This is a genomic window from Candidatus Arthromitus sp. SFB-turkey, from assembly GCF_001655775.1.
Taxonomy (GTDB): Bacteria; Bacillota; Clostridia; order Clostridiales; family Clostridiaceae; genus Dwaynesavagella; species Dwaynesavagella gallinarum.
The window spans coordinates 1-20,035 of record NZ_LXFF01000032.1; the positions used below are offsets into that span (position 1 = coordinate 1).

Annotated in this window: 23 protein-coding genes, 1 pseudogene and 1 riboswitch; of the genes and pseudogenes, 20 read left to right on the forward strand and 4 right to left on the reverse strand. The window is 26.0% G+C overall.

Annotation, left to right across the window (positions count from 1 at the left end; all coding sequences use genetic code 11):
* Window positions 1-241 precede the first annotated feature (241 nt).
* The 4 genes and pseudogenes from A6P36_RS06095 to thiT all read left to right on the forward strand — a co-directional run.
* Window positions 242-571, forward strand: a pseudogene (locus A6P36_RS06095) (sugar nucleotidyltransferase); the annotation flags it as partial.
* A 70-nt stretch (window positions 572-641) separates the two neighbouring features.
* Complete coding sequence (gene fliF / locus A6P36_RS06100; protein WP_066762007.1) at window positions 642-2,162, forward strand: flagellar basal-body MS-ring/collar protein FliF; 1,521 nt, start codon at window positions 642-644, stop codon at window positions 2,160-2,162.
* A gap of 25 nt (window positions 2,163-2,187) precedes the next feature.
* Window positions 2,188-2,484, forward strand: a complete 297-nt coding sequence (fliE, locus tag A6P36_RS06105; RefSeq protein ID WP_082917645.1) for a flagellar hook-basal body complex protein FliE — start codon at window positions 2,188-2,190, stop codon at window positions 2,482-2,484.
* A gap of 56 nt (window positions 2,485-2,540) precedes the next feature.
* Window positions 2,541-2,646: riboswitch (TPP riboswitch) on the forward strand.
* A gap of 64 nt (window positions 2,647-2,710) precedes the next feature.
* Entirely contained in the window at window positions 2,711-3,316 is a 606-nt protein-coding gene (gene thiT, locus A6P36_RS06110) for an energy-coupled thiamine transporter ThiT (protein ID WP_082917642.1), read from the forward strand.
* Window positions 3,317-3,347: 31 nt separating this feature from the next.
* On the opposite strand, the gene fba is transcribed toward thiT, so the two are convergent.
* The 3 genes from fba to A6P36_RS06125 form a co-directional block, all read right to left on the reverse strand.
* Entirely contained in the window at window positions 3,348-4,313 is a 966-nt protein-coding gene (fba, locus tag A6P36_RS06115) for a class II fructose-1,6-bisphosphate aldolase (RefSeq protein ID WP_066762012.1), read from the reverse strand.
* A gap of 185 nt (window positions 4,314-4,498) precedes the next feature.
* Window positions 4,499-4,888, reverse strand: coding sequence for a DUF4363 family protein (locus A6P36_RS06120; protein ID WP_066762014.1), 390 nt, complete (start codon window positions 4,886-4,888; stop codon window positions 4,499-4,501).
* A 24-nt stretch (window positions 4,889-4,912) separates the two neighbouring features.
* On the reverse strand, window positions 4,913-5,548 hold the full coding sequence (locus tag A6P36_RS06125) for a DUF421 domain-containing protein (RefSeq protein ID WP_066762018.1): 636 nt from the start codon (window positions 5,546-5,548) through the stop codon (window positions 4,913-4,915).
* Window positions 5,549-5,651: 103 nt separating this feature from the next.
* Between A6P36_RS06125 and sdaAB the strand changes: the two genes are divergently transcribed.
* The 13 genes from sdaAB (at window position 5,652) to A6P36_RS06190 (ending at window position 16,614) form a co-directional block, all read left to right on the forward strand.
* Window positions 5,652-6,320: an L-serine ammonia-lyase, iron-sulfur-dependent subunit beta gene (sdaAB, locus tag A6P36_RS06130; protein ID WP_066762020.1), complete on the forward strand. Its 669-nt coding sequence runs from the start codon at window positions 5,652-5,654 to the stop codon at window positions 6,318-6,320.
* 11 nt (window positions 6,321-6,331) lie between these two features.
* Entirely contained in the window at window positions 6,332-7,207 is an 876-nt protein-coding gene (sdaAA, locus tag A6P36_RS06135; RefSeq protein ID WP_066762022.1) for an L-serine ammonia-lyase, iron-sulfur-dependent, subunit alpha, read from the forward strand.
* Window positions 7,208-7,281: 74 nt separating this feature from the next.
* A complete protein-coding gene (locus A6P36_RS06140; protein ID WP_066762024.1) occupies window positions 7,282-7,698 on the forward strand; it encodes a hypothetical protein in 417 nt (138 codons plus the stop codon).
* Between the two features lie 93 nt (window positions 7,699-7,791).
* On the forward strand, window positions 7,792-9,039 hold the full coding sequence (locus A6P36_RS06145) for a magnesium transporter MgtE N-terminal domain-containing protein (RefSeq protein ID WP_066762026.1): 1,248 nt from the start codon (window positions 7,792-7,794) through the stop codon (window positions 9,037-9,039).
* Between the two features lie 69 nt (window positions 9,040-9,108).
* Entirely contained in the window at window positions 9,109-10,122 is a 1,014-nt protein-coding gene (locus tag A6P36_RS06150; RefSeq protein WP_082917646.1) for an epoxyqueuosine reductase, read from the forward strand.
* A gap of 11 nt (window positions 10,123-10,133) precedes the next feature.
* Complete coding sequence (locus A6P36_RS06155) at window positions 10,134-10,892, forward strand: lysophospholipid acyltransferase family protein (protein ID WP_066762034.1); 759 nt, start codon at window positions 10,134-10,136, stop codon at window positions 10,890-10,892.
* On the forward strand, window positions 10,861-11,493 hold the full coding sequence (gene nth, locus A6P36_RS06160) for an endonuclease III (RefSeq protein ID WP_066762040.1): 633 nt from the start codon (window positions 10,861-10,863) through the stop codon (window positions 11,491-11,493). The genes A6P36_RS06155 and nth overlap by 32 nt, the downstream gene beginning before the upstream one ends.
* A gap of 12 nt (window positions 11,494-11,505) precedes the next feature.
* Window positions 11,506-12,408, forward strand: coding sequence for a D-alanine--D-alanine ligase (locus A6P36_RS06165; RefSeq protein ID WP_082917643.1), 903 nt, complete (start codon window positions 11,506-11,508; stop codon window positions 12,406-12,408).
* Between the two features lie 118 nt (window positions 12,409-12,526).
* Complete coding sequence (locus A6P36_RS06170) at window positions 12,527-13,924, forward strand: VanW family protein (RefSeq protein WP_066762041.1); 1,398 nt, start codon at window positions 12,527-12,529, stop codon at window positions 13,922-13,924.
* A gap of 98 nt (window positions 13,925-14,022) precedes the next feature.
* Entirely contained in the window at window positions 14,023-14,493 is a 471-nt protein-coding gene (locus A6P36_RS06175; protein WP_066762043.1) for a tRNA (cytidine(34)-2'-O)-methyltransferase, read from the forward strand.
* Window positions 14,494-14,506: 13 nt separating this feature from the next.
* Window positions 14,507-15,343 (forward strand): DegV family protein, encoded by an 837-nt coding sequence (locus A6P36_RS06180; protein WP_066762045.1) that lies wholly within the window; start codon window positions 14,507-14,509, stop codon window positions 15,341-15,343.
* A 15-nt stretch (window positions 15,344-15,358) separates the two neighbouring features.
* Complete coding sequence (gene trxB, locus A6P36_RS06185) at window positions 15,359-16,273, forward strand: thioredoxin-disulfide reductase (protein WP_066762047.1); 915 nt, start codon at window positions 15,359-15,361, stop codon at window positions 16,271-16,273.
* 26 nt (window positions 16,274-16,299) lie between these two features.
* A complete protein-coding gene (locus A6P36_RS06190) occupies window positions 16,300-16,614 on the forward strand; it encodes a thioredoxin family protein (protein ID WP_066762049.1) in 315 nt (104 codons plus the stop codon).
* A 34-nt stretch (window positions 16,615-16,648) separates the two neighbouring features.
* Here the strand turns inward: A6P36_RS06190 and A6P36_RS06195 are convergent, their stop codons facing one another.
* Window positions 16,649-17,710, reverse strand: coding sequence for a glycosyltransferase family 4 protein (locus A6P36_RS06195; RefSeq protein WP_066762051.1), 1,062 nt, complete (start codon window positions 17,708-17,710; stop codon window positions 16,649-16,651).
* A 117-nt stretch (window positions 17,711-17,827) separates the two neighbouring features.
* Here A6P36_RS06195 and A6P36_RS06200 point away from each other — a divergent pair, with 117 nt between their 5' ends.
* From A6P36_RS06200 to A6P36_RS06210, 3 genes are all read left to right on the forward strand, one after another.
* Complete coding sequence (locus tag A6P36_RS06200) at window positions 17,828-18,832, forward strand: CotS family spore coat protein (protein WP_066762053.1); 1,005 nt, start codon at window positions 17,828-17,830, stop codon at window positions 18,830-18,832.
* Between the two features lie 124 nt (window positions 18,833-18,956).
* Window positions 18,957-19,739 (forward strand): enoyl-ACP reductase FabI, encoded by a 783-nt coding sequence (gene fabI, locus A6P36_RS06205; protein WP_066762055.1) that lies wholly within the window; start codon window positions 18,957-18,959, stop codon window positions 19,737-19,739.
* Between the two features lie 66 nt (window positions 19,740-19,805).
* Window positions 19,806-20,035, forward strand: a 230-nt coding sequence (locus tag A6P36_RS06210; RefSeq protein ID WP_304438767.1) for a sporulation peptidase YabG, incomplete at its 3' end; no start/stop codon positions are given.

Consider the following 20,035-nt stretch of genomic DNA (forward strand, 5'->3'; position numbering starts at 1 on the left):
TTAGAATACATTCAAAAGAGCGGATTCTTCTATGATTTATATTTGATCTTTTTAACAGTTAAGATTGTGCTATTCTCTAATGATGCGTATTAGATATAATAATCTGGATGTAAATAGCTCAATAATGTAGAGCACTTCCATTAAGAAGTACTCTTTAGTGTAGATGAGGGTCTTTACATAAAACTTATAAAAATCATATAATATTATTGTATATGAATAACTAATAAAGGTAGGTAGTTATATGAAAGGAATAATTTTAGCTGGTGGTAGTGGCACGCGTCTTTATCCTATTACTAAAGGTATTTCTAAACAATTGATACCAGTTTATGATAAACCAATGATTTATTACCCTTTATCAACTTTAATGTTGGCTGGGATAACAGATATTTTAGTAATCTCTACTCCAGAATATACACCATTATTTGAACAATTATTGGGTGATGGTTCTGATATAGGAGTATCATTAACATATAAAGTTCAAGAAAAACCTAATGGATTGGCAGAGGCCTTTATTTTAGGAGCAGATTTTATTGGTAATGATTCAGTTTGCTTAATTTTAGGAGATAATATTTAAATTTTTTAAAATATTTTATGAGTTATTTTAAATTGTTTGGTAATAATAAATTTGAAAGGAGTATACTATGGGAAAATTAAGTGAAATAATTAAAAAAATTAAAGAATTTATACAAAAACTTTCTCCTAAGTCAAGAAAAATAATAATAACCGTGATTATAATTTTAGTTTCCATACTTTCTTTTTTCTTCGTATACTCTAATGTTACGAAATATGGTTTGCTTTATTCGGATTTAGATCCATCAGATAGTAAATATATACATGAACAATTAGTTGAAATGGGATTAGATGTAAAAATAAGAGGGAAATCTATTTATGTTCCAAGAAAAAAAGTTGATGAATTAAGATTAACTTTTTCCCCAGAGTTAAAAGGTGGAAGTAAAGGATTCGAACTTTTAGATACAAGTAGTGGTTTTGGGTTTACAGATGAGGAATTTTTAATTCAAAAACAAAGAATTGTTCAGGGAGAACTTGAAAGGACTATTAAAAGTTTTTCTCAAGTTAAAGATTCACGGGTTCATATAACACCATCTAAAAGTACTGTATTTATGACTGAAAAAGATCCGGCGAGAGCTTCTGTTTATGTAAGATTAAATGCTGGAGAATCATTATCTAGAGAACAGGTTAAATCTATAATTCATTTAGTTTCTGCTGCTTGGAATAATCTTCCTTTTGAAAATGTAGAAGTTGTAGATTCTAGAATGAATTTATTATCTTTGGGAATTTATGATGGAAGTGATGAAGTTAACTTTGTTGGTTCTTTAGATGCTCATATGAATTTAGAAAGAAAATTTGAGTATGAGCTTGAAAGTAGACTTTTATCTATAATTGAACCAGTACTTGGAGCAGAAAAAGTTAGAATAAGAGTTAATGCTGATTTAGATTTTGATTCTAAAAAAAGAACAGAAATTATTATAGATGAAAATAAGGTTCCTATAAGTGAACATATTATAAAAGAAGAAAATGGGTCAGTATCTAATGGTGGAGGAGGACCTATTGACAATAATATGTCAAATGTTGAAATGGATATTTCAGGTGATTCTTCCAAAAGAGAAGAAAGTATAACAAATTATGAAGTTTCAAAACAAGAATCAACAATTATACATGCTCCTGGAGAAATTAAACGAATTACTACTTCTCTTGTGTATGATGGAAATATGACTCAAGAAATGAGAGGTAATTTAGAGAGTATTATAAATGGAGTTATAGGATTTAATGCAGAACGTGGAGATTCTATTTCTGTAGTTGGAATGGAATTTAATGGGTTAAAGCAAGAAATTGCTCAAACTAAAAAAAGAAATATTATTCCTATTGTAATGGGTGTTATTGGTGTAATTATTATTTTGTTCTTGTTTAAAATGTTTAGAAAAAATAAAGATACAGAAACTGAATCTTATAGGCCATCAAATATTTCAGAAGCAAAAGATATAATTCAGCAATCTGTAGAAGAGAATATTAGAAAAAATAATATAGAGGATACAAATCCTGAAAATAAAATGCTTGAAGATGAAATTAAAAGATATGCAGTTAATAAACCTAATCAAGTTGTTGATATTATAAAATCTTGGATGATGGAAGATACAAGATAATAAATTTAAAGGAGTGTTTTTTATGATTACTAATTCTATTTATGGATTTAATAATGTTGAGTTTGGAAAATTAAAAGGAAATTTAGAAACAAATTCAAAGGGAAATGTTTTTTCAAAAGTAATTGAAGATTCTATAAATAAAATAAATGATTATCAAAAAGTTGCAGATGAAAGCGTTGTTTCATTTATAAAGGGGAATGAACAAGAAATTCACAATGTTATGATTGCAATAGAGGAAGCTAAACTTACTATGCAAACTGCAATAGAAATTAGAAATAAGTTAGTTGAGGCGTATCAAGAGCTTTCAAAAACTCAAATATAATTTTGTTGACATGATTATAAGTAAGAAGTATAATTGTTTTGTAATTTTTAAGTGAATAATTTTGCTAGGGGTGCTTTAGAGCTGAGAGATGAAATTTTTATTTCATTAACCCTTATACCTGAACTGGATAATGCCAGCGTAGGAAAGCTATTAATAAAAGTTAATTAGTTAGTTAGCCGTGTTCAGGAATGGACATGGCTTTTATGTTTTTTAGGAGGAGTAAAAAGTGATTTATATTAGTTTAATAATTGGAATTATAATGTTTATAATTTACATAAGAGAAATTAGGAAAACGAAGTTTACAACGAGATTAATATTCATAATAGGAATTTTTACAGCATTAGCATACGTTTTAAATTTAATTAAATTTATAAGAATGCCTCAGGGAGGTTCGATTACACTTTTTTCTATGCTTCCTGTAATGGTGTTATCCCTTTTATATGGAAAAGGAGTAGGTCTTACTTCTGGAATTTTACTAGGGTTTTTAAAAATGTTAGATGGAATAACTTTCGTTCATCCTGTACAATTTTTGTTAGATTATATACTTTCTAATATGGCTTTAGGATTTTCGGGAATGTTTGGACGAGATAGTAAGGTTAAAATATTTTTTGGATGTATTATAAGTGGATTTTTAGGAGTTATGTTTAATGTTATTTCAGGAGTGGTATTTTTCTCTGAGTTTGCACCTGAAAATATGAATATTTGGATGTATTCAATTATATATAATTTTTCAAGTCTTGGAGTTGAAGTATTTTTAACAACAATCGTTATGATGTTTTTTCCATTAGATAGAATTATTAAAATATCAAAACTTCAGGAAGTAACAAAATAAAAACGTGGATAAATTTTATCCACGTTTTGTTTTATTTACATCCGCAATTGCATCCACATTTTTTAGATGAGCTTGAATTTTCAGAACCTAAAACATTTTCTATTTTTGATAAAACAACTGCTTTAACCCCATCTTTTGCAGTCCCTAAGTATTTTCTAGGATCAAATTCTGAAGGAGTATCTCCAAATACTTTTCTAATATTTGCAGTCATAGCAAGTCTTAAATCAGTATCCATGTTTATTTTACAAACAGCCATAGAAGAAGCTTTTCTAAGCATTTCAACAGGAATACCTACAGCATCATTAATTTTTCCGCCGTATTCATTACAAGTTTTAACACTTTCAGGATCAACAGCAGAAGCTCCATGTAAAACTATTGGAAATCCTGGTAGTTTTTTCTGAATTTCTTCAAGAATTTCAAATTTTAATTCCGGTTTAAAGTTTGGAGGAAATTTAAATGCTCCATGTGAAGTTCCTATAGCTATTGCTAGAGAATCGCAATTAGTTTGTTTAACAAATTCTACAGCTTCATCAGGATTTGTATAAATATGGTCATCTGCAACTACATCATCTTCAACTCCTGCTAAAACTCCAAGTTCAGCTTCAACAGTTACTCCTTTAGAGTGAGCATACTCAACAACTTGTTTTGTTAATTTTATGTTTTCTTCAAAGCTGTGATGAGAACCATCTATCATAACTGAAGTAAATCCAGCATCAATACATTTTTTGCAAGTTTCAAAGTCAGGACCATGGTCTAAGTGTAGAGCAATGTCTAAACCGCTTTCTTTAGAAGCAGCATTAACAAGTGCAATTAAATAATCCATTCCAGCATACTTTATAGCCCCAGTTGAACACTGAAGTATAACAGCAGAATTTTTTTCTTTACAAGCTTCGATAATTCCTTTTATTGATTCTAAATTATTTATATTGAAGGCCCCGATTGCGTAACCTCCTTCATATGCTTTTTTAAACATTTCCTTTGTGGTAACTAATGGCATATAATCACTCCTTAACTTTAAATTACTATAACTTATATATGAAATTATTTACTTTTTTATTATAAATAGTAGAATTAAAAAAGTCCAAAAATTATTGATTAATAAAAAGAAACTCTATAATTTATTATAACAAACAAAATGATGATTTATTTAAAATTTATTAAAAATATGTAGAACTTTTAGGTTCATAATATGTTTTTAATACTTGGAACTTGAGATTGAAAAAAGTTTGTTATATGAAATTTTAGGTTTTCAATTTTATTTAAACAAAGCTCTTTATTTTTAAGTTCTATATTTGTAAATATATCTGTTATTGATAATAAAGCTTCGTTTATTTCTTTATGATTTAAAATTATTGAAAAGTTTTCTAGTTTATTTTTATAATTTTTATTGAAATTATGAAACAATAATTTTGAAGTTTCCCAATTTTCATTTTTAATGTATGGAGTTATTATTTCTAAATCTTTTATCATTTTGTTTGTAGAAAATTTTAAATTAAAAAATAAAATTAATGTAAAAACTAATAATATTGAATATAAACCGTATACTGAAATATTTTTAATATTTAATTTCATAAATTAATGATACCTTCCTAAATTTCAATTTAATTGATATTGAAAAACTCCTTGAGCATCTGTGTAAGCATAAAAAATATCTTTTGTAGATTTTATTTTATGCTTTTTTAGTTGTTTTTCAAGCCAATCTGTATTTCTATTTATGTACTTAAGACCGTTCTTATCTATTTCACCATCTATTATTATTGATGTAGGCAAATAAACTTTTTGATTGTTAGTGTCTTTTGGTATTACGGTAATTTTTCCGTTACTTTCTAAAAGGGCAAATGCAATTTTTTCAAGTTCATAATTTCCGTTAGATCTTAGTTCTTCTAATATATCATTTATTGTAAGTTTTTCTTGTTCTAAATTTTTTTTGATGAATTTTCCATTTTCGATTAATATAATTGATGTTCCACCAAAAAATTTTCTCAGTGGAATATTTTTAAGTTGAAGTTGTGATAGAATAAATTCTATGAAAAGAATTGTTAAGATACATATTGCTCCATATAAAAGCGGAATTGAAGTATCTTCTAAAGGAAGAGTTGCTAATTCTGCAATCATTATTGATACAACAAACTCGTAAGGTTCTAGTTGAGCAATATATCTTTTACCCATCATCTTCATTGTAAAGAACATAATTATAAAAAGAACTAATGTTCTTATTAGAACAATAATCATTTTAAATTTATCCTCCTTTGATTATTGAATAAAAATATAAATTAGTATTGTCTTAAATAAAATTATTATGTAATATTATGTAAATTTTAAGGTAGGAGAGGTTATGAGAAGTTTAAGTGAAATTTTAGGGCCTGTTATGATAGGGCCATCTAGTTCCCATACAGCTGGTGCCTGTAGAATAGGAAAAATTAGTAGCATTATAGTTAATGAAAAAATTAAAGAAGTTAAATTTTATCTTCATGGATCTTTTGGAAAAACTTATAGAGGACATGGAACAGACAAAGCATTAGTTGGAGGAATTTTAGGAATGAATACAGATGATGAACGTATTGTAAGTTCTATAGAAATAGCAGAAAGAGTTGGAGTAAAAGTTGAATTTATTGAAAGAGATTTGGGTAATACGTATCATCCTAATACTGTTAGATTAGATATAAAAACTATTTCTGATAAAAATTTTTCGATAATAGGATCCTCGATTGGAGGAGGAAATATTGAAATTTTAAATATAAATGGTAAGGATGTGTATTTTACAGGAAAATATAATACACTTCTTATAAATCATATTGATAAACCAGGAATAGTACATAAAGTTTCTGGTATATTATCAAATAATGATGTAAATATTGCATATTTAAGAGTTTTTAGAGATAGAAAAGGGGATAAAGCATCTATGGTATTTGAATTAGATGATATTGTTAATGAAAAAATGATTAATGATATAAGAAATATAAAAAATATAGAAAAATGTGTTTTTATTGAAGCTATGAAATAAGGAGAGATATTGTGTTTATTTTGACTGGAGAAGAGATTTTAAAAAAATGTGATGAGTTAAATAAAGAACTTTGGGAAATTGGATTAATGTATGAATTATCTCTTGGAAATAAAACTGAAGAAGTGATTTATAATGAGTTAGATTATGTTATAGATGTCATGGAATCTTCTAGTAAAAAAGGTAGAGAAAAGAAGGTTATATCTTTAAGTGGGCTTATAGGTGGAGATTCTAAGAAAATTGAAGATTATTTAAATAATGATAAAATGGTTACGGATTATTTTCTTGTAAAAGCAATGGCAAGAGCAATTTCTTGTTCTGAAGTAAATTCAGCTATGGGGAAAATAGTTGCCATGCCTACGGCTGGAGCTTGTGGAATAATTCCAGCAGCTATTTTAAGTGTTGCTGAAAAATTTAATTTTGATAGGGAGAAAATAAGAAGAGCACTTTTAACAGCATCTATAGTAGGTATTTTATTTATTGAAAATGCTACTATATCAGGCGCTGAAGGTGGATGTCAAGCAGAGTGTGGAACAGCTTCAGCTATGGCAGCAGCGGCAGTTGTTTATATGATGGGAGGCACTCCTAAACAATCATTTGATGCAGCAGCTATATGTATAAAAAATGTACTAGGGCTTATATGTGATCCTGTCCTTGGACTTGTTGAAGTACCTTGTGCTAAAAGAAATGCTTCAGGTGTTGTAAATGCTCTTAGTGTTAGTGATTTAGTTTTAGCTGGAGTTGAAAGTAAAATTTTATTTGATGATTGTGTTAAAGCATTAGATGAAGTGGGAAGGTCTCTTCCTAAAGAATTTAGAGAAACTGCTTTAGGAGGTCTTGCTAAAACGAAATCAGCAGATATTTTAAGAGAATGTATAAAAAAATTATAATCTGAGAACTTTTATAAATATATAAATATATTATATTATGATTTTATATTTATAAAGAGGATTAGATTTAATGTATGTCTTATAAAAGTGCCATAGATATTTATTATCAGGATTTAGCAAATTTATTGAAAATGTTAGATACTTATGTAATAAATTATAGAAATTTAGTTTCAACTTTAAATGATATTAATTTAAATGTTCTCATATCAAGAAGAAAAAAGAGGAAAGCTATAAAACAGGTAGAGGAGTTAGGTTGTATCATAGATATGTTACTAGATGCTATATGTGAGGCACAGAAATGTTATTTAAGATATGTAAAGATGAAGTGTAATGTTTTATGTGAAATTATAACATGTGATTTTATAAGACTTGAAATTGAACAAGAAATTTTATCAGGAATAAGTGATGAATGTAAAGGAAGTCTTTTGACTTTGTGTCCACCTAGTTTTAAAAGTTTGCCTAATAATGTTGAATCTTCTGAAAATCAATAAAAATAGACTATAGAAATATTTCAAATTATGGTCTATTTTTATTTTTTGTTTTTTAATTATAAAAAATAATTTTTATAATGGAGTGATAGTTATTTGATTAAACTTAATTTAGTGTATTTTACGAGTATATTAAATAGAAATGTGTATGATGAATTTGGAGATATTCTTGGAAAATTAAAAGATGTATATGTTTCGACTGAAAAGGGATATCCTATTTTTATTGGATATAAAATTTTAAAAAATAGAGAAGATTTTTATTATGAATTTAGAAATATTAATTTCTATGAAGATAGAGGGAAAATTTTAATAAAGGTATCTGGAGTTTTTAATATTATTCCTCAAAGTTATAAATACATTTTGTCTAAGCATCTCTTAAATAAACAAATAGTAGACATAAATGGTAAAAAAGTTGTTAAAATAATGGATTTTCATATAGCTAATATTTGTGGAGAAGTTAGAATTGTTGCAGTAGAAAGTGGATTTACTTCATACTTAAGAAGGTTTAATGTAAAAAATGTTCCGTTATTATTAAAAAAAATTATAAATTATATATTTAAGAAATCTGTGGATACGGTTATAAAATGGGAAGATATGGAGTCGGTTGAATTCGCAGAAAATAATTTATCAATATCTATACCACATCAAAAAATTTCAACAATGCATCCAGCAGATATTGCAAGTATTCTTGAAGATTTAAATGATAATGATAGAAAACGTCTTTTTGAAAGTTTTAATGATGATTTAGCTAGTGAAATTTTAGAAGAGATGGAAGATAATAATATACGCGTGGATTTAATAAAAAATTTAAGTGATTCTAAGATTATAAGTATACTTGACTATATTTCTAATTATGAGCTTGCTGATATTTTAGAAGAAATGGATGATAAATCTAAAGAGAGAATACTTATAAATTTGGAAGAAAGTGATATTAATACAATTAGAACAATTATGTCTTATGAAGATAATACAGTTGGAAGCATAATGAACACTGAGTTTATAAGTTTTAATTTAAATGTTAAACTTGGAGAAATGTTTGATATAATAAAAGATGTTAATTTTAAAGATGAATATTTGTATAACATATATGTAGTAGATGAGGAAAATATTTTAAAAGGCGTAATAGATTTTAAGTCTCTTATGTTTGGAGATAGAGATGTACATGTTTTTGATATTATGGATGTAAAGTTTATATTTTTATATGATGAGGATGAACTAAATAAAGCTGTTGATAAGTTTTTAAAGTATGATTTGGTTAGTATACCTGTTGTTGATAAAAATATGAAAATATGTGGTTCTCTATTTATACATGATATATTGACAAAAGACTTTTTTAAAATTTAAAATGTTAGGAAGATGAAATTTTTAAGTTTAAAAGGTTGTTCTTTTAAACTTATTTTTATAGGAAAAAATATTATGATTAATTTGAATTTGAAAAATAAATTAATAAAATTTACAGAATCTTTAAATATATTTTGTTATGGATTTACTGAATGTAGAAGATTTATAGAACTTAAACAGTATTTTAATTCTAAAATTGATAAGTTATATTTAACGGAATTTGAAGATAAGGATGTAGAAAAAAGAATTAATCCGTTTTTTTATTTTGAAGACGGAAAAACAATAATTTCTATAGCTGTTCCATATTTTAGGAAAGATAATGAATATAATAAATGTTTTTCTAAATACACTCAAGGATTAGATTACCACTATGTGGTTAATGATTATTTAAATAAAATATGCGATTTTATTAGAAATTTTGGATATGAATGTAAGAGTTTTTGTGATACTAATAATCTTCCAGAAAGATATATAGCTTATTTATGTGGGGTTGGCCATATTGGAAGAAATAGTTTGCTTTATACAAAGAAATATGGTTCATATGTATTTTTAGGAGAAATTATAACTAATGCTAATTTGTGCGATAGTTTTTCTCAAGAATATTACGATAATAAATTTAAAGAAATTGGAGTTTTTGAACATTGTGGTAAGTGTAGAAATTGCATGAAAAAGTGTCCTAATGATGTTTTAGTTGAAAAGAATTTTAATAAATGCGTATCTAATTTAACTCAGAAAAAAGTTTTGGATTCTGATGAAATAAATAATTTAAATGGAATGATTTTTGGGTGTGATATTTGTCAAGATGTTTGTCCTAAAAATAGGAATGTAGAGTATTCTTTTGAAGAACGTTTCAATACTGAGGAATTTTTAAAAAATATAAAAGATAATGACATAGTTAATATGAATAATAAATTCTTTAAAGATAATTTTAAAAAATTATCTTGTTCTTGGAGAGGAAAAAATTTATTAAAAAGAAATGTTATAATAAAAAATAAAGAAGATATAAATTTTATAAAGAGTTTAAACTTTGATAATAATGAGCATTTAAACTATTATAAAAATAGGTTTTTTAATAAAAAAAATTAGAGGTAATTTTTATGAAAAAAATATCATTTATGAAGGTTATAACATCATTTGTATTAATTTTAGAAAAAATACTTCCAGAGAAAACTCTAAAAAAAATAGTTAATTTTGGAATTGATGCTTATATAAAAAAATATGCTAATCTTAAAATTATAAATAAAAATAAACTTGATAATATTAATGCACCGGTTATTTTTATATGTAATCATTTGAGTAATGCAGATGGGCTTATTTTAAATAAAGTTCTTAAAGATAAAGATGTAACTTTTATTATGGGAGTTAAGCTTACAAAAGATCCAATGACAAATCTTGGGTGTAAGATTGTAAAAAATATTCAAATAACTCCTTCTTCACCAGATAGAAGTGCTATTTCAAATTTAGTTAAACATGTTAAAAGTGGAAATAATATTTTGATATTTCCGGAGGGAACAAGAAGTAGAAATGGATCTATGATTAAAGCTAAGAAAGGTATTTATTTAATTGCAAAACTTTGTGGGGTACCAATAGTTCCTATATGTATTTATGGTAGTGAAAAGTTTATGCCTATAGATGTAAGTGGTAAGATGAATAATGAAGTTTTTTGTAATGCAGATGTGTATGTTAATATTGGAGACGAGATAGTTCTTCCAAATAAATTGGAAAATGAAGATAAGCATGAATATGAGGAAAGATGTGTTGAATATTTAATGAGAGGTATTTCTATAATGTTGCCACAAGAATATAGAGGAGTATATGGAGATAATGAAAAAGAAAATAAAGATAATAGTTTATAAGCTTATGGAAACATATCCTGATGCAGAATGTGAACTTAAATATGAAACACCATTTCAATTGTTGATTGCTACGGTTTTATCTGCCCAAACGACAGATAAAAAAGTTAATGAAGTTACAAAAAAATTATTTAAGGATTATGGAACTTTAGATAAATTTCTTACTTTAAGTGAAGAAAAATTACAGGATATAATTAAAGTAATTGGACTTTATAAGACAAAAAGTAGAAATATAGTGGCGTTATGTAAAGTTCTTAGAGATAATTTTAATGGTGAAGTTCCTAAAACTAGAGATGAACTTGTAACACTTCCTGGTGTTGGAAGAAAAACGGCAAATGTTGTTATATCAAATTGTTTTGGAGTGCAAGCTTTTGCAGTTGATGTACATGTATTTAGAGTTTCTAATAGAATTGGACTTGCTAATGCAAGTACACCTGAAAAAACGGAATTAGATCTTATGAAAAATATTGATGAAAATCTTTGGACAATTTGTCATCATACAATAATATTTCACGGAAGAAGATGTTGTACTGCTAGGAATCCTAAATGTGAAGAATGTACAATAAAAGATTATTGCAAATATTATAAAAATAAAGATTTGTAAAGGAGTGGTATAATGAATGAAAAATTGAAAGTTGGTGTATTGTATGGAGGGATATCTTCTGAAAGAGAAGTATCTATAAACACAGGTAAACAAATAAGTGAGAATTTAAATAGAGACAAATATGAAGTAATTGAAATTGTTTTAAATGAAAAAAGAGATATATTTAAATGTGATGGGTTGGATTTTGTTTTTATAGCACTTCACGGTAGTTTTGGAGAAGATGGTAGAGTGCAAAGTATACTTGAGAGTATGGATATAAAATATAATGGATGTGATTTTTTTACAAGTTCTATTTGTATGAATAAGTTTATTGTGAAAAATATTTTATCAAATTTCGGTATTAATATGGCAAAAGGAATTATTTTAAATAAAAATAATTTTGATTTATCAAATTTTGATTTAAAGTTTCCAGTTATAGTTAAACCAAACTCTGGAGGTTCAAGCTTAGGAGTATATTTATCTAAAAATTATAATGAGCTTTTGGAACATGTAAAAATAGCTTTTGGTTATGATGACAATATTTTAGTTGAGGAGTTTATAGAGGGACAGGAAATAAGCTGTGGTATTTTAAATGGTGAGGTTTTGCCTATATTTAAAATTACTACTCAAAATAGAGAATTTTTTAATTATGAATCAAAATATGACGATACAACAATTGAAGAGCCAGCACATTTTTCAGAGGAACTTAATGCTAAGATAAAAGAAATAGCAATTAAATGTTATAATATTTTTTCCTGTAAGGTGTATTCAAGGATTGATTTTATAATTAAAGATAATTTGCCATATTTTTTAGAGATAAATACTTTGCCAGGAATGACTACAGGAAGTTTATTTCCTAAAATGGCAAAAAGTATTGGAATAGAATTTCAAGATTTATTAGATGTAATAATAAGTAGTTCATTTAATAATTTTTAAATTTAAAAGCACAAACTTGAAAAATAGTTTGTGCTTTTTTTTATAGTATTATATATTTATTTGTGATATTATTTTTAGCATATTTGTAATTTAATTAAAAAATTTAGAGGTATAAATAATGTATAAAGTTTCAAAAACGTATAAGAATTTGCGATTTGGTAGTAGATTTTTGACATTTATAGTTATGGGACTAATGATCGTGGGCATTATTTCTTTTATAAGTTTTTTAGATTTCAAGATTTCTAGTATTGTTAACGATTGGGAAGATAAAGTTTATAAAGGAGTTGCAATAAATAATTTAGATGTAAGTGGATTGAGTGAAAGTGCTCTTAAAGATTTTTTAGTAGAATCTTTTTCTCATAATCTTAGCGATGGTAATGTGGAATTTAGATTAGGAAATGAAAGTGTTGTTTTTTCGTATAGAGATTTAGGACTAACTTATGATTATGATAAAGCTATAGAACAAGCCTTTAGTTTTTCAAAAAATTTTACCTATGGTGAAAAAATAAGTCAAATATTTAATCCAAGTAAAAAATTAAATATTAATCTTGTGGAAAAATTTGATATAAATGAAAACATAGATGATGTATATAGAATACTTTCTGAAAAGTTTAATATTGATCCTGTGGATGCCAGTGTTTCTATTTTAGATGGACAAGTTGTTGTAAGTGAAAGTAGAAATGGGTTAGAGATTGATAAAGAGTCTTTAATTAAAATGGTAAATGATACAAGTCCGTCATCAGCCTCTAAAAATGGAATAGAAGTTACGACTAAGTCTGTTGATCCTAAAATTTCTTCTGAAGTATTGGGAAAAATAAATGGTAAAATTTCTTCATATACAACAACTTATAAAAGTTCGTCAACAGAAAGGGCAACTAATGTTGAATTGTCTGCAAATTCTATAAATGGAACTATTTTAATGCCTGGAGAAAGTTTTAGTTTTAATAAAGTTGTTGGACCTAGAACTAGAGAAAGAGGATACAAAGATGCTGCAATAATTGTTGGAAATGTTTATGAATCTGGACTTGGAGGAGGAATTTGTCAAACTTCTAGTACTTTGCATCAGGCAGTAATTAGAGCAGGTATAGTTCCTACTCAAAGGAGGAATCATACGCTTCCTACATCTTATATGCCTCTTGGATTTGATGCTGTTGTAGCTTGGGGAAGTTTAGATTATGTATTTAAAAATCCTTATAATTTTCCAATTTTAATTGATGTATCTACAGCAGGAAGAACTTTGACTATTTCAATATATGGTGATGTTACAGCGATAGATAAAACATATTCTGTTGTTGCTGAAACTTATGAATCAGTTCCTTACACAACAAAAACTATAAATGATAATACTCTTGCAAAAGGAAAACAAGTTGTTGAAAAAAATGGTGTTAATGGAACTAGAGTTAGAGTTTATATTGTAACTAAGGATAAATATACAGGAGAAGTTTTAGAAAAGAAGCATATGTGGAATGACTATTATGTTCCTCAGCAAAAAGTTGTTAGAGTTGGAACGAAGTAAATTTTAAAAATAACTTTAAAATTTTATAAAAAAGGGTTATATTTATTATAAATATAATCCTTTTATTTTTATATAATTGGAGGACAGTATTATAAATTATGTTTTTTAATATAGTATTATTTGAACCAGAAAAGCCTTTAAATACTGGTAACATTGGGCGAACATGTGTTTTAACGAATTCAAAACTTCATTTAATAAAACCTTTTAATTTTTCTCTTGATGAAAAGGATGTTAAAAGAGCAGGTCTTGATTATTGGAAAGACGTAGATGTAACTGTGTATGAAAATTTTTATGATTTTTATAAGTTACATAAACACAATAATATATATATTTGCTCAACTAAAGCAAATAAATTTTACACTGACCCTTCATTTAAATATGGGGATTGTTTTTTATTTGGTAAGGAATCAAAAGGACTACCAGAGGAAATAATGAATATGGTAGAAGATGAATATAAAATAAGAGTTCCTATGATAAATACAACAACTAGATCTTTAAATGTAGCCAATACTGTAAATATCATATTATATGAGGCTCTACGACAAGTTGGGTTTTTAAATATGAAGTAAATTGGAGGGTAAAGTGGATAAAATAAAAATTATTACAGATAGCACCTGTGATTTACCTAAAAATATTGTTGAAGAATTTGGTATTGAAGTTATTCCTCTTTCAGTAAATATAAATTCAAAATCATATAAAGATGGTGTAGATATAACTTTTAATGAGCTTAATGAATTTATTTCTAAAACAGAAGATTTTCCAACTACATCACAGGTTAATCCAGATGTATTTAAAGATGTATATGAAAAGTATTTGGATAGAGGATATAAAGTCATTTCTATTCATGTTTCCAATAAATTAAGTGCTACTTATCAGTCAGCATCTATTGCTAAAAATATTTTAGATACAAAAGATATAATTATATATGATAGTTTAAGTGTTTGTGCTGGATTAGGAATGATTGTGGAAGAAGCTGCTAATATGGTAAAGAGTGGATATTCGTTAAATGAAGTTTGTAGTAATATAGAAAAAGGAATCAATAATATTAAGTGTTGTGTTATTATAAATAATTTAACTAATCTTGTAAGAGCTGGAAGAATAAGTAAAACAATAAGTACAATTGGTAGTATGTTAGGAATAAAACCTGTTATTAGTGTTATAAATGGTGAATTAACTTTAGTTGATAGAGTTAGAGGAAAAAATAAATTATCTAATTATTTATTTAAATTTATGGAAGAAAATGAAGTAGATGAGGATACTGAAATAAGGTTGGTTTATTCTAAAGAATCTATTTTTTTAGATGATTTGAGAAAATATTTAGATGATAGAGGTTATAAATACTCTGTTGTACACGTTGGATGTGTAGTTGGGGCGTATTCTGGTGAAAAATGTATAGGTGTTTTTATAAAGAAAAATTAGAGGAGGATATAGTTTATGGTTTATGATGTTATAATTATAGGTGGAGGACCAGCTGGGCTTTCTGCTGGACTTTATGCAGGTAGAGGAAAGTTAAAAACACTTTTAATAGAAAAAGAAACTTTTGGAGGGCAAACTGCAACTACTCATGAAGTTGAAAATTATCCTGGAGTTTTAAAAGTAACTGGACCAGAATTATCCGAGATTATGAGAGAGCAAGTTGAAAATTTTGGTGTAGATATTGTAAAAGAAGGTGTAGTTGAAGTTGATTTTAAGTCTGATATAAAAGTTGTTAAAACTTATGAAAATGAATTTAAGGCTAAAACTGTTATTTTAGCTATGGGTGCAAAACCTAGACTTGCAGGATTTAAAAATGAAAATGAGTTTAGGAGTATGGGAGTATCTTATTGTGCTACTTGTGATGGAGCTTTTTTCGAAGGTCTTGATATTGCAGTTATAGGTGGAGGGGATTCTGCTATAACAGAAGCTTTATATCTTACAAGATTTGCAAAAACTATAAAGATAATTCATAGAAGAAAGGAATTTAGAGCAGCAAAATCACTTGTAAAAAAAGCTGAGGATCATGAAAAAATAGAATTTATTTTAGATACTGTAGTTGAAGAAGCACAAGGTGATGGGATTTTAGAAAATCTTATATTAAGAAATGTTATTAATAATGAAAAAAGTGAATTGACTGTTTCAGGATGTTTTGTATTTGTAGGTCTTGATCCAATAAACGATATTATAAAAGATAAGATAGATTTAGATGATTTTGGTTATGTTATATCTGGTGAGGATATGAAAACTAATATTCCTGGAGTATTTGTTGCTGGTGATTTAAGACAAAAAAATCTAAGGCAAATTATAACTGCTGCTTCAGATGGAGCTATAGCTTCTATAATGGCAGAAAAATATTTGGAGAATTTGGATTAAGTTTTAATATGGAGGATGGAGAATATATGATATCTTTAAATAAAGAAAATTTTAAACAAGAGATAAGTGAAGGTGTTTCTTTCGTTGATTTTTGGGGAAATAATTGTCAAAAATGTTTACAATTTATGGATGGTATTGAACAGTTATCACAAAAATATAGTGAGAATATGAAATTTTTTAAATTTAATGTTGATGAGGATAAAATGTTTTCTATAAAAGAAAAGGTTATGGGACTTCCAACTATTATAATTTATGAAAATGGTGTTCAAAAATCTAGACTTATGCCAAATAATATAAATTCTTTAAATGATATTGAAGAATTTATAAAGAAAAATATATAAAAATTGGCTCTAATATTTTTAAAATATTAGAGCCTTAAATTTTTTCAATTATTTTTAATGTTTGATTTGAAGTTTTTTTCCATGAAAAATTCTTTGAATGTTTTAAAGATTTTTGTTTTAAAAAATTTTGAAGATAATTATCATTTAAAATTAAATTTAGTTTTTCGTATATGTTTTCTGTATCATAAGGATTTATATATATAGGAGCATCTTTTAATATTTCTGGAATTGATGTTAAGTTTGATGTTATAACAGGAGTTCCGCATGCCATTGCTTCAAGTGGAGGAAGTCCAAATCCTTCATAAAATGATGGATATATAAAACAAGAAGCGTTATTATAAAAATATGGTAAATGAGTTGTTTTTATAAAGTCAGTAAAGATTATGTTATTTGTTAAATTTAATTTTATAGATTTTTTTAAATAGGTTTCATATGATTTTCCTTTTGATCCAACTATTAAAAGTTTAGTAGTTGGATTTTTTTTATATACTTTTGAAAATGCCTCAATTAAACCTAAAATATTTTTTCTTGGACTAAAGCTTCCCACATATAAAATATATTTAAAGTTAATTTTATAATTTTTAAATAGAAAATTTGAACAATATTTTTTGTTTAAAGGATGGTAAATTTTTGATGGAGCTAGATATGTTACATGTATTTTATTTTTATCTATGGAGAATGTTTTTGATATGTCATTTTTAGAAAATTTTGAAACTGTTATTATTGCATCACTTTTTTCAAGAGTGTAAAGTATAGTTTTGTTATAAATTTTCAAATAACTATTACTTACTGTTTCAGGTAATTTAGATGGGATTATATCATGAAGTGTAGTTATAATTTTTTTTGTATTCTTATAAGGTAAACCTATTCCGTTATGAGGATTTAAAAATATATCATAGTGTTTGTTTAAATTTATTGATGTGTTTGAAAAATCCCAAAATGATTTTGAATTTTTGTAATTTAATTTATTTGAATATATGTCAATTGAATGGAGCTTGTTTATTTTAAGTATATTTTTTATCAATTCATAGGAATAATTTCCAATTCCGCTTCCTTTATAAAAAAAAGCAGATCTTCCATCTATTGCTATATCCATTTTCAAGCCTTTCTTTTGAATTTTATAATTTTATAATATTAAATTGTACTAAAATTGTTAATGTAAATAATAATTTTTATGTTACAAACATATTGATATAAAGGAGGTGAAGGAGCTATGATGAGAGAGTTTGAGATTGAAAGACAATTTGATTTAAAAATTGAGAAAATAAAACCTAGTAAGGGAATTTATTTTTTGAAAACAAACAAAGGTGAGATGTGTTTAAAAAAGATTTCATACGGAATTCAAAAATTAATTTTTATATACGGAGCTAAAGAGCATTTAATAAAGAATGGTTTTACGAACATAGATAGATTTTATTTAAGTGTAGACAATAATCCTTATGCCATTGTAAATGAGGATATATATACACTTTCACAGTGGATAGATGGTAGAGAATGTGATTTTTTAAACATAGATGAAATAAATAATGCATCTAAAATGCTTGCGAATCTTCATATATCCTCTAGAGGATATGAGCCACCTGAACATTCGAAATTAAAAAGTGATTTAGATAGATGGCCAAATGTCATGAGTAAACGAATAAAGTCTTTTGATAAAATGAGAGATATGGTTAGAAAAAAGGGAATTAAAAATGATGTTGATATGATGTATATTAAAAATTATGAATTTTATAAGGAAATTGCGAAGAAAGCTTATAATCTTTTTGAAGTTTCAAAATATTATGATATTTGTAGGGAAATTGAAGAAGAGAAAAGTTTTTGCCATCACGATTATACTCACCACAATATAATCATAGATAATGAAAATAATATAAATGTACTTGATTTTGATTATTGTAAAAGAGAAGTTAGAAGTTATGATATAGCTAATTTTATTACAAAAGTTTTGAAGAAAAACAATTGGAATATTGATATATGTAGAGGGATAATTGAAAATTATGATAAAGTTTTAAAATTAAGATATGAAGATATATTTTTGATTTATGGATTTTTATTGTTTCCACAGAGGTTTTGGAGAATTTCTAATAGATATTTTTATAATGAAATGTTATTAAGACAAAATGTATTTATAAATCATTTTGAAAAATTAATAAATGAGAAGGAAGAATATATAGAGTTTTTAGATAAATTTAAGAAAGAATTTTCTATAGATTTTTAATTATTAAAACGTGTATAAATTTTTACACGTTTTAATTTTTTTTATTGACTTTTTTATGAAAATAGGTACAATAAATTATCAAGTAAAATAGGAGTTTTGTGACTTAAATTTAAGGAGGATTGTTATGGATATATCATTAAGTAAAAAAAATATAGTTATTATGGGAGTTGCAAATAATTTTAGTATAGCGTGGCATATAGCTCAATCTTTACATAAAGCTAATGCTAATATTATATTTACATATGTTAATGAAAGATTTAAAAAAAATATTGAAAAATTAGTTAGTACACTAGATGAAAATTTCTTAATGGTTGAATGTGATGTTGCAAGTGATGAAAGCATACAAAAATGTTTTCAAACTATAGGAGAAAAAGTTGGAGTTATACATGGAATAGTTCATTCTATAGCTTTCGCTAATAAGGAAGAGTTAAAAGGTGAGTATTTAAATACTACACGAGAAGGGTTTTTGTTGGCTCAAAACATAAGTGCGTATTCTTTAACAGGAGTTATAAAAGAAGCTTCTTCATATATGAGTGAAGGAGGAAGTATAGTAACTCTTACTTATTATGGAAGTGAAAAAGTTGTTCCTAATTATAATGTTATGGGAGTTGCAAAAGCTTCTCTTGATATGAGTGTTAAGTATTTAGCAAATGATTTAGGTAAGAAAAATATAAGAGTTAATGCTATTTCAGCTGGACCTATAAAAACTCTTTCAGCAAAAGGAGTAGGTGATTTTAATTTAATTTTAGAAGAAATTGAGAAGCAGTCACCTCTTAGAAGATTAACTGATCCTTCAGAAGTTGGTGATGTGGCTTTATTTTTAATGAGTGAGTTATCTAGAGGTGTTACAGGAGAAATAATACATGTTGATTCTGGATTTAATATACTAGGTGGAAGAAATATTTAAAAAAGTATCATGAAAATATTATAAATCATATTTTAAAAAAAGAAATATGATTTATAAGGGTTATTTATGAAAATAGGAGATATTGTAGTAAGAAAATCTTATAATAAGGATATAAAATTTAAAATAGTTGATATAAAAAATATAGATGATAAAGAAGTTTTTATTTTAAAAGGTAAAAGTATAAGAATTATAGCAGATGCATTTGAAAATGATTTGGAAATTGTAGATAATAGCAGTGATGATAAATTGTCACATATTATAAAATGTAAAATAAAGCAGGCATCTTATAATAAAAA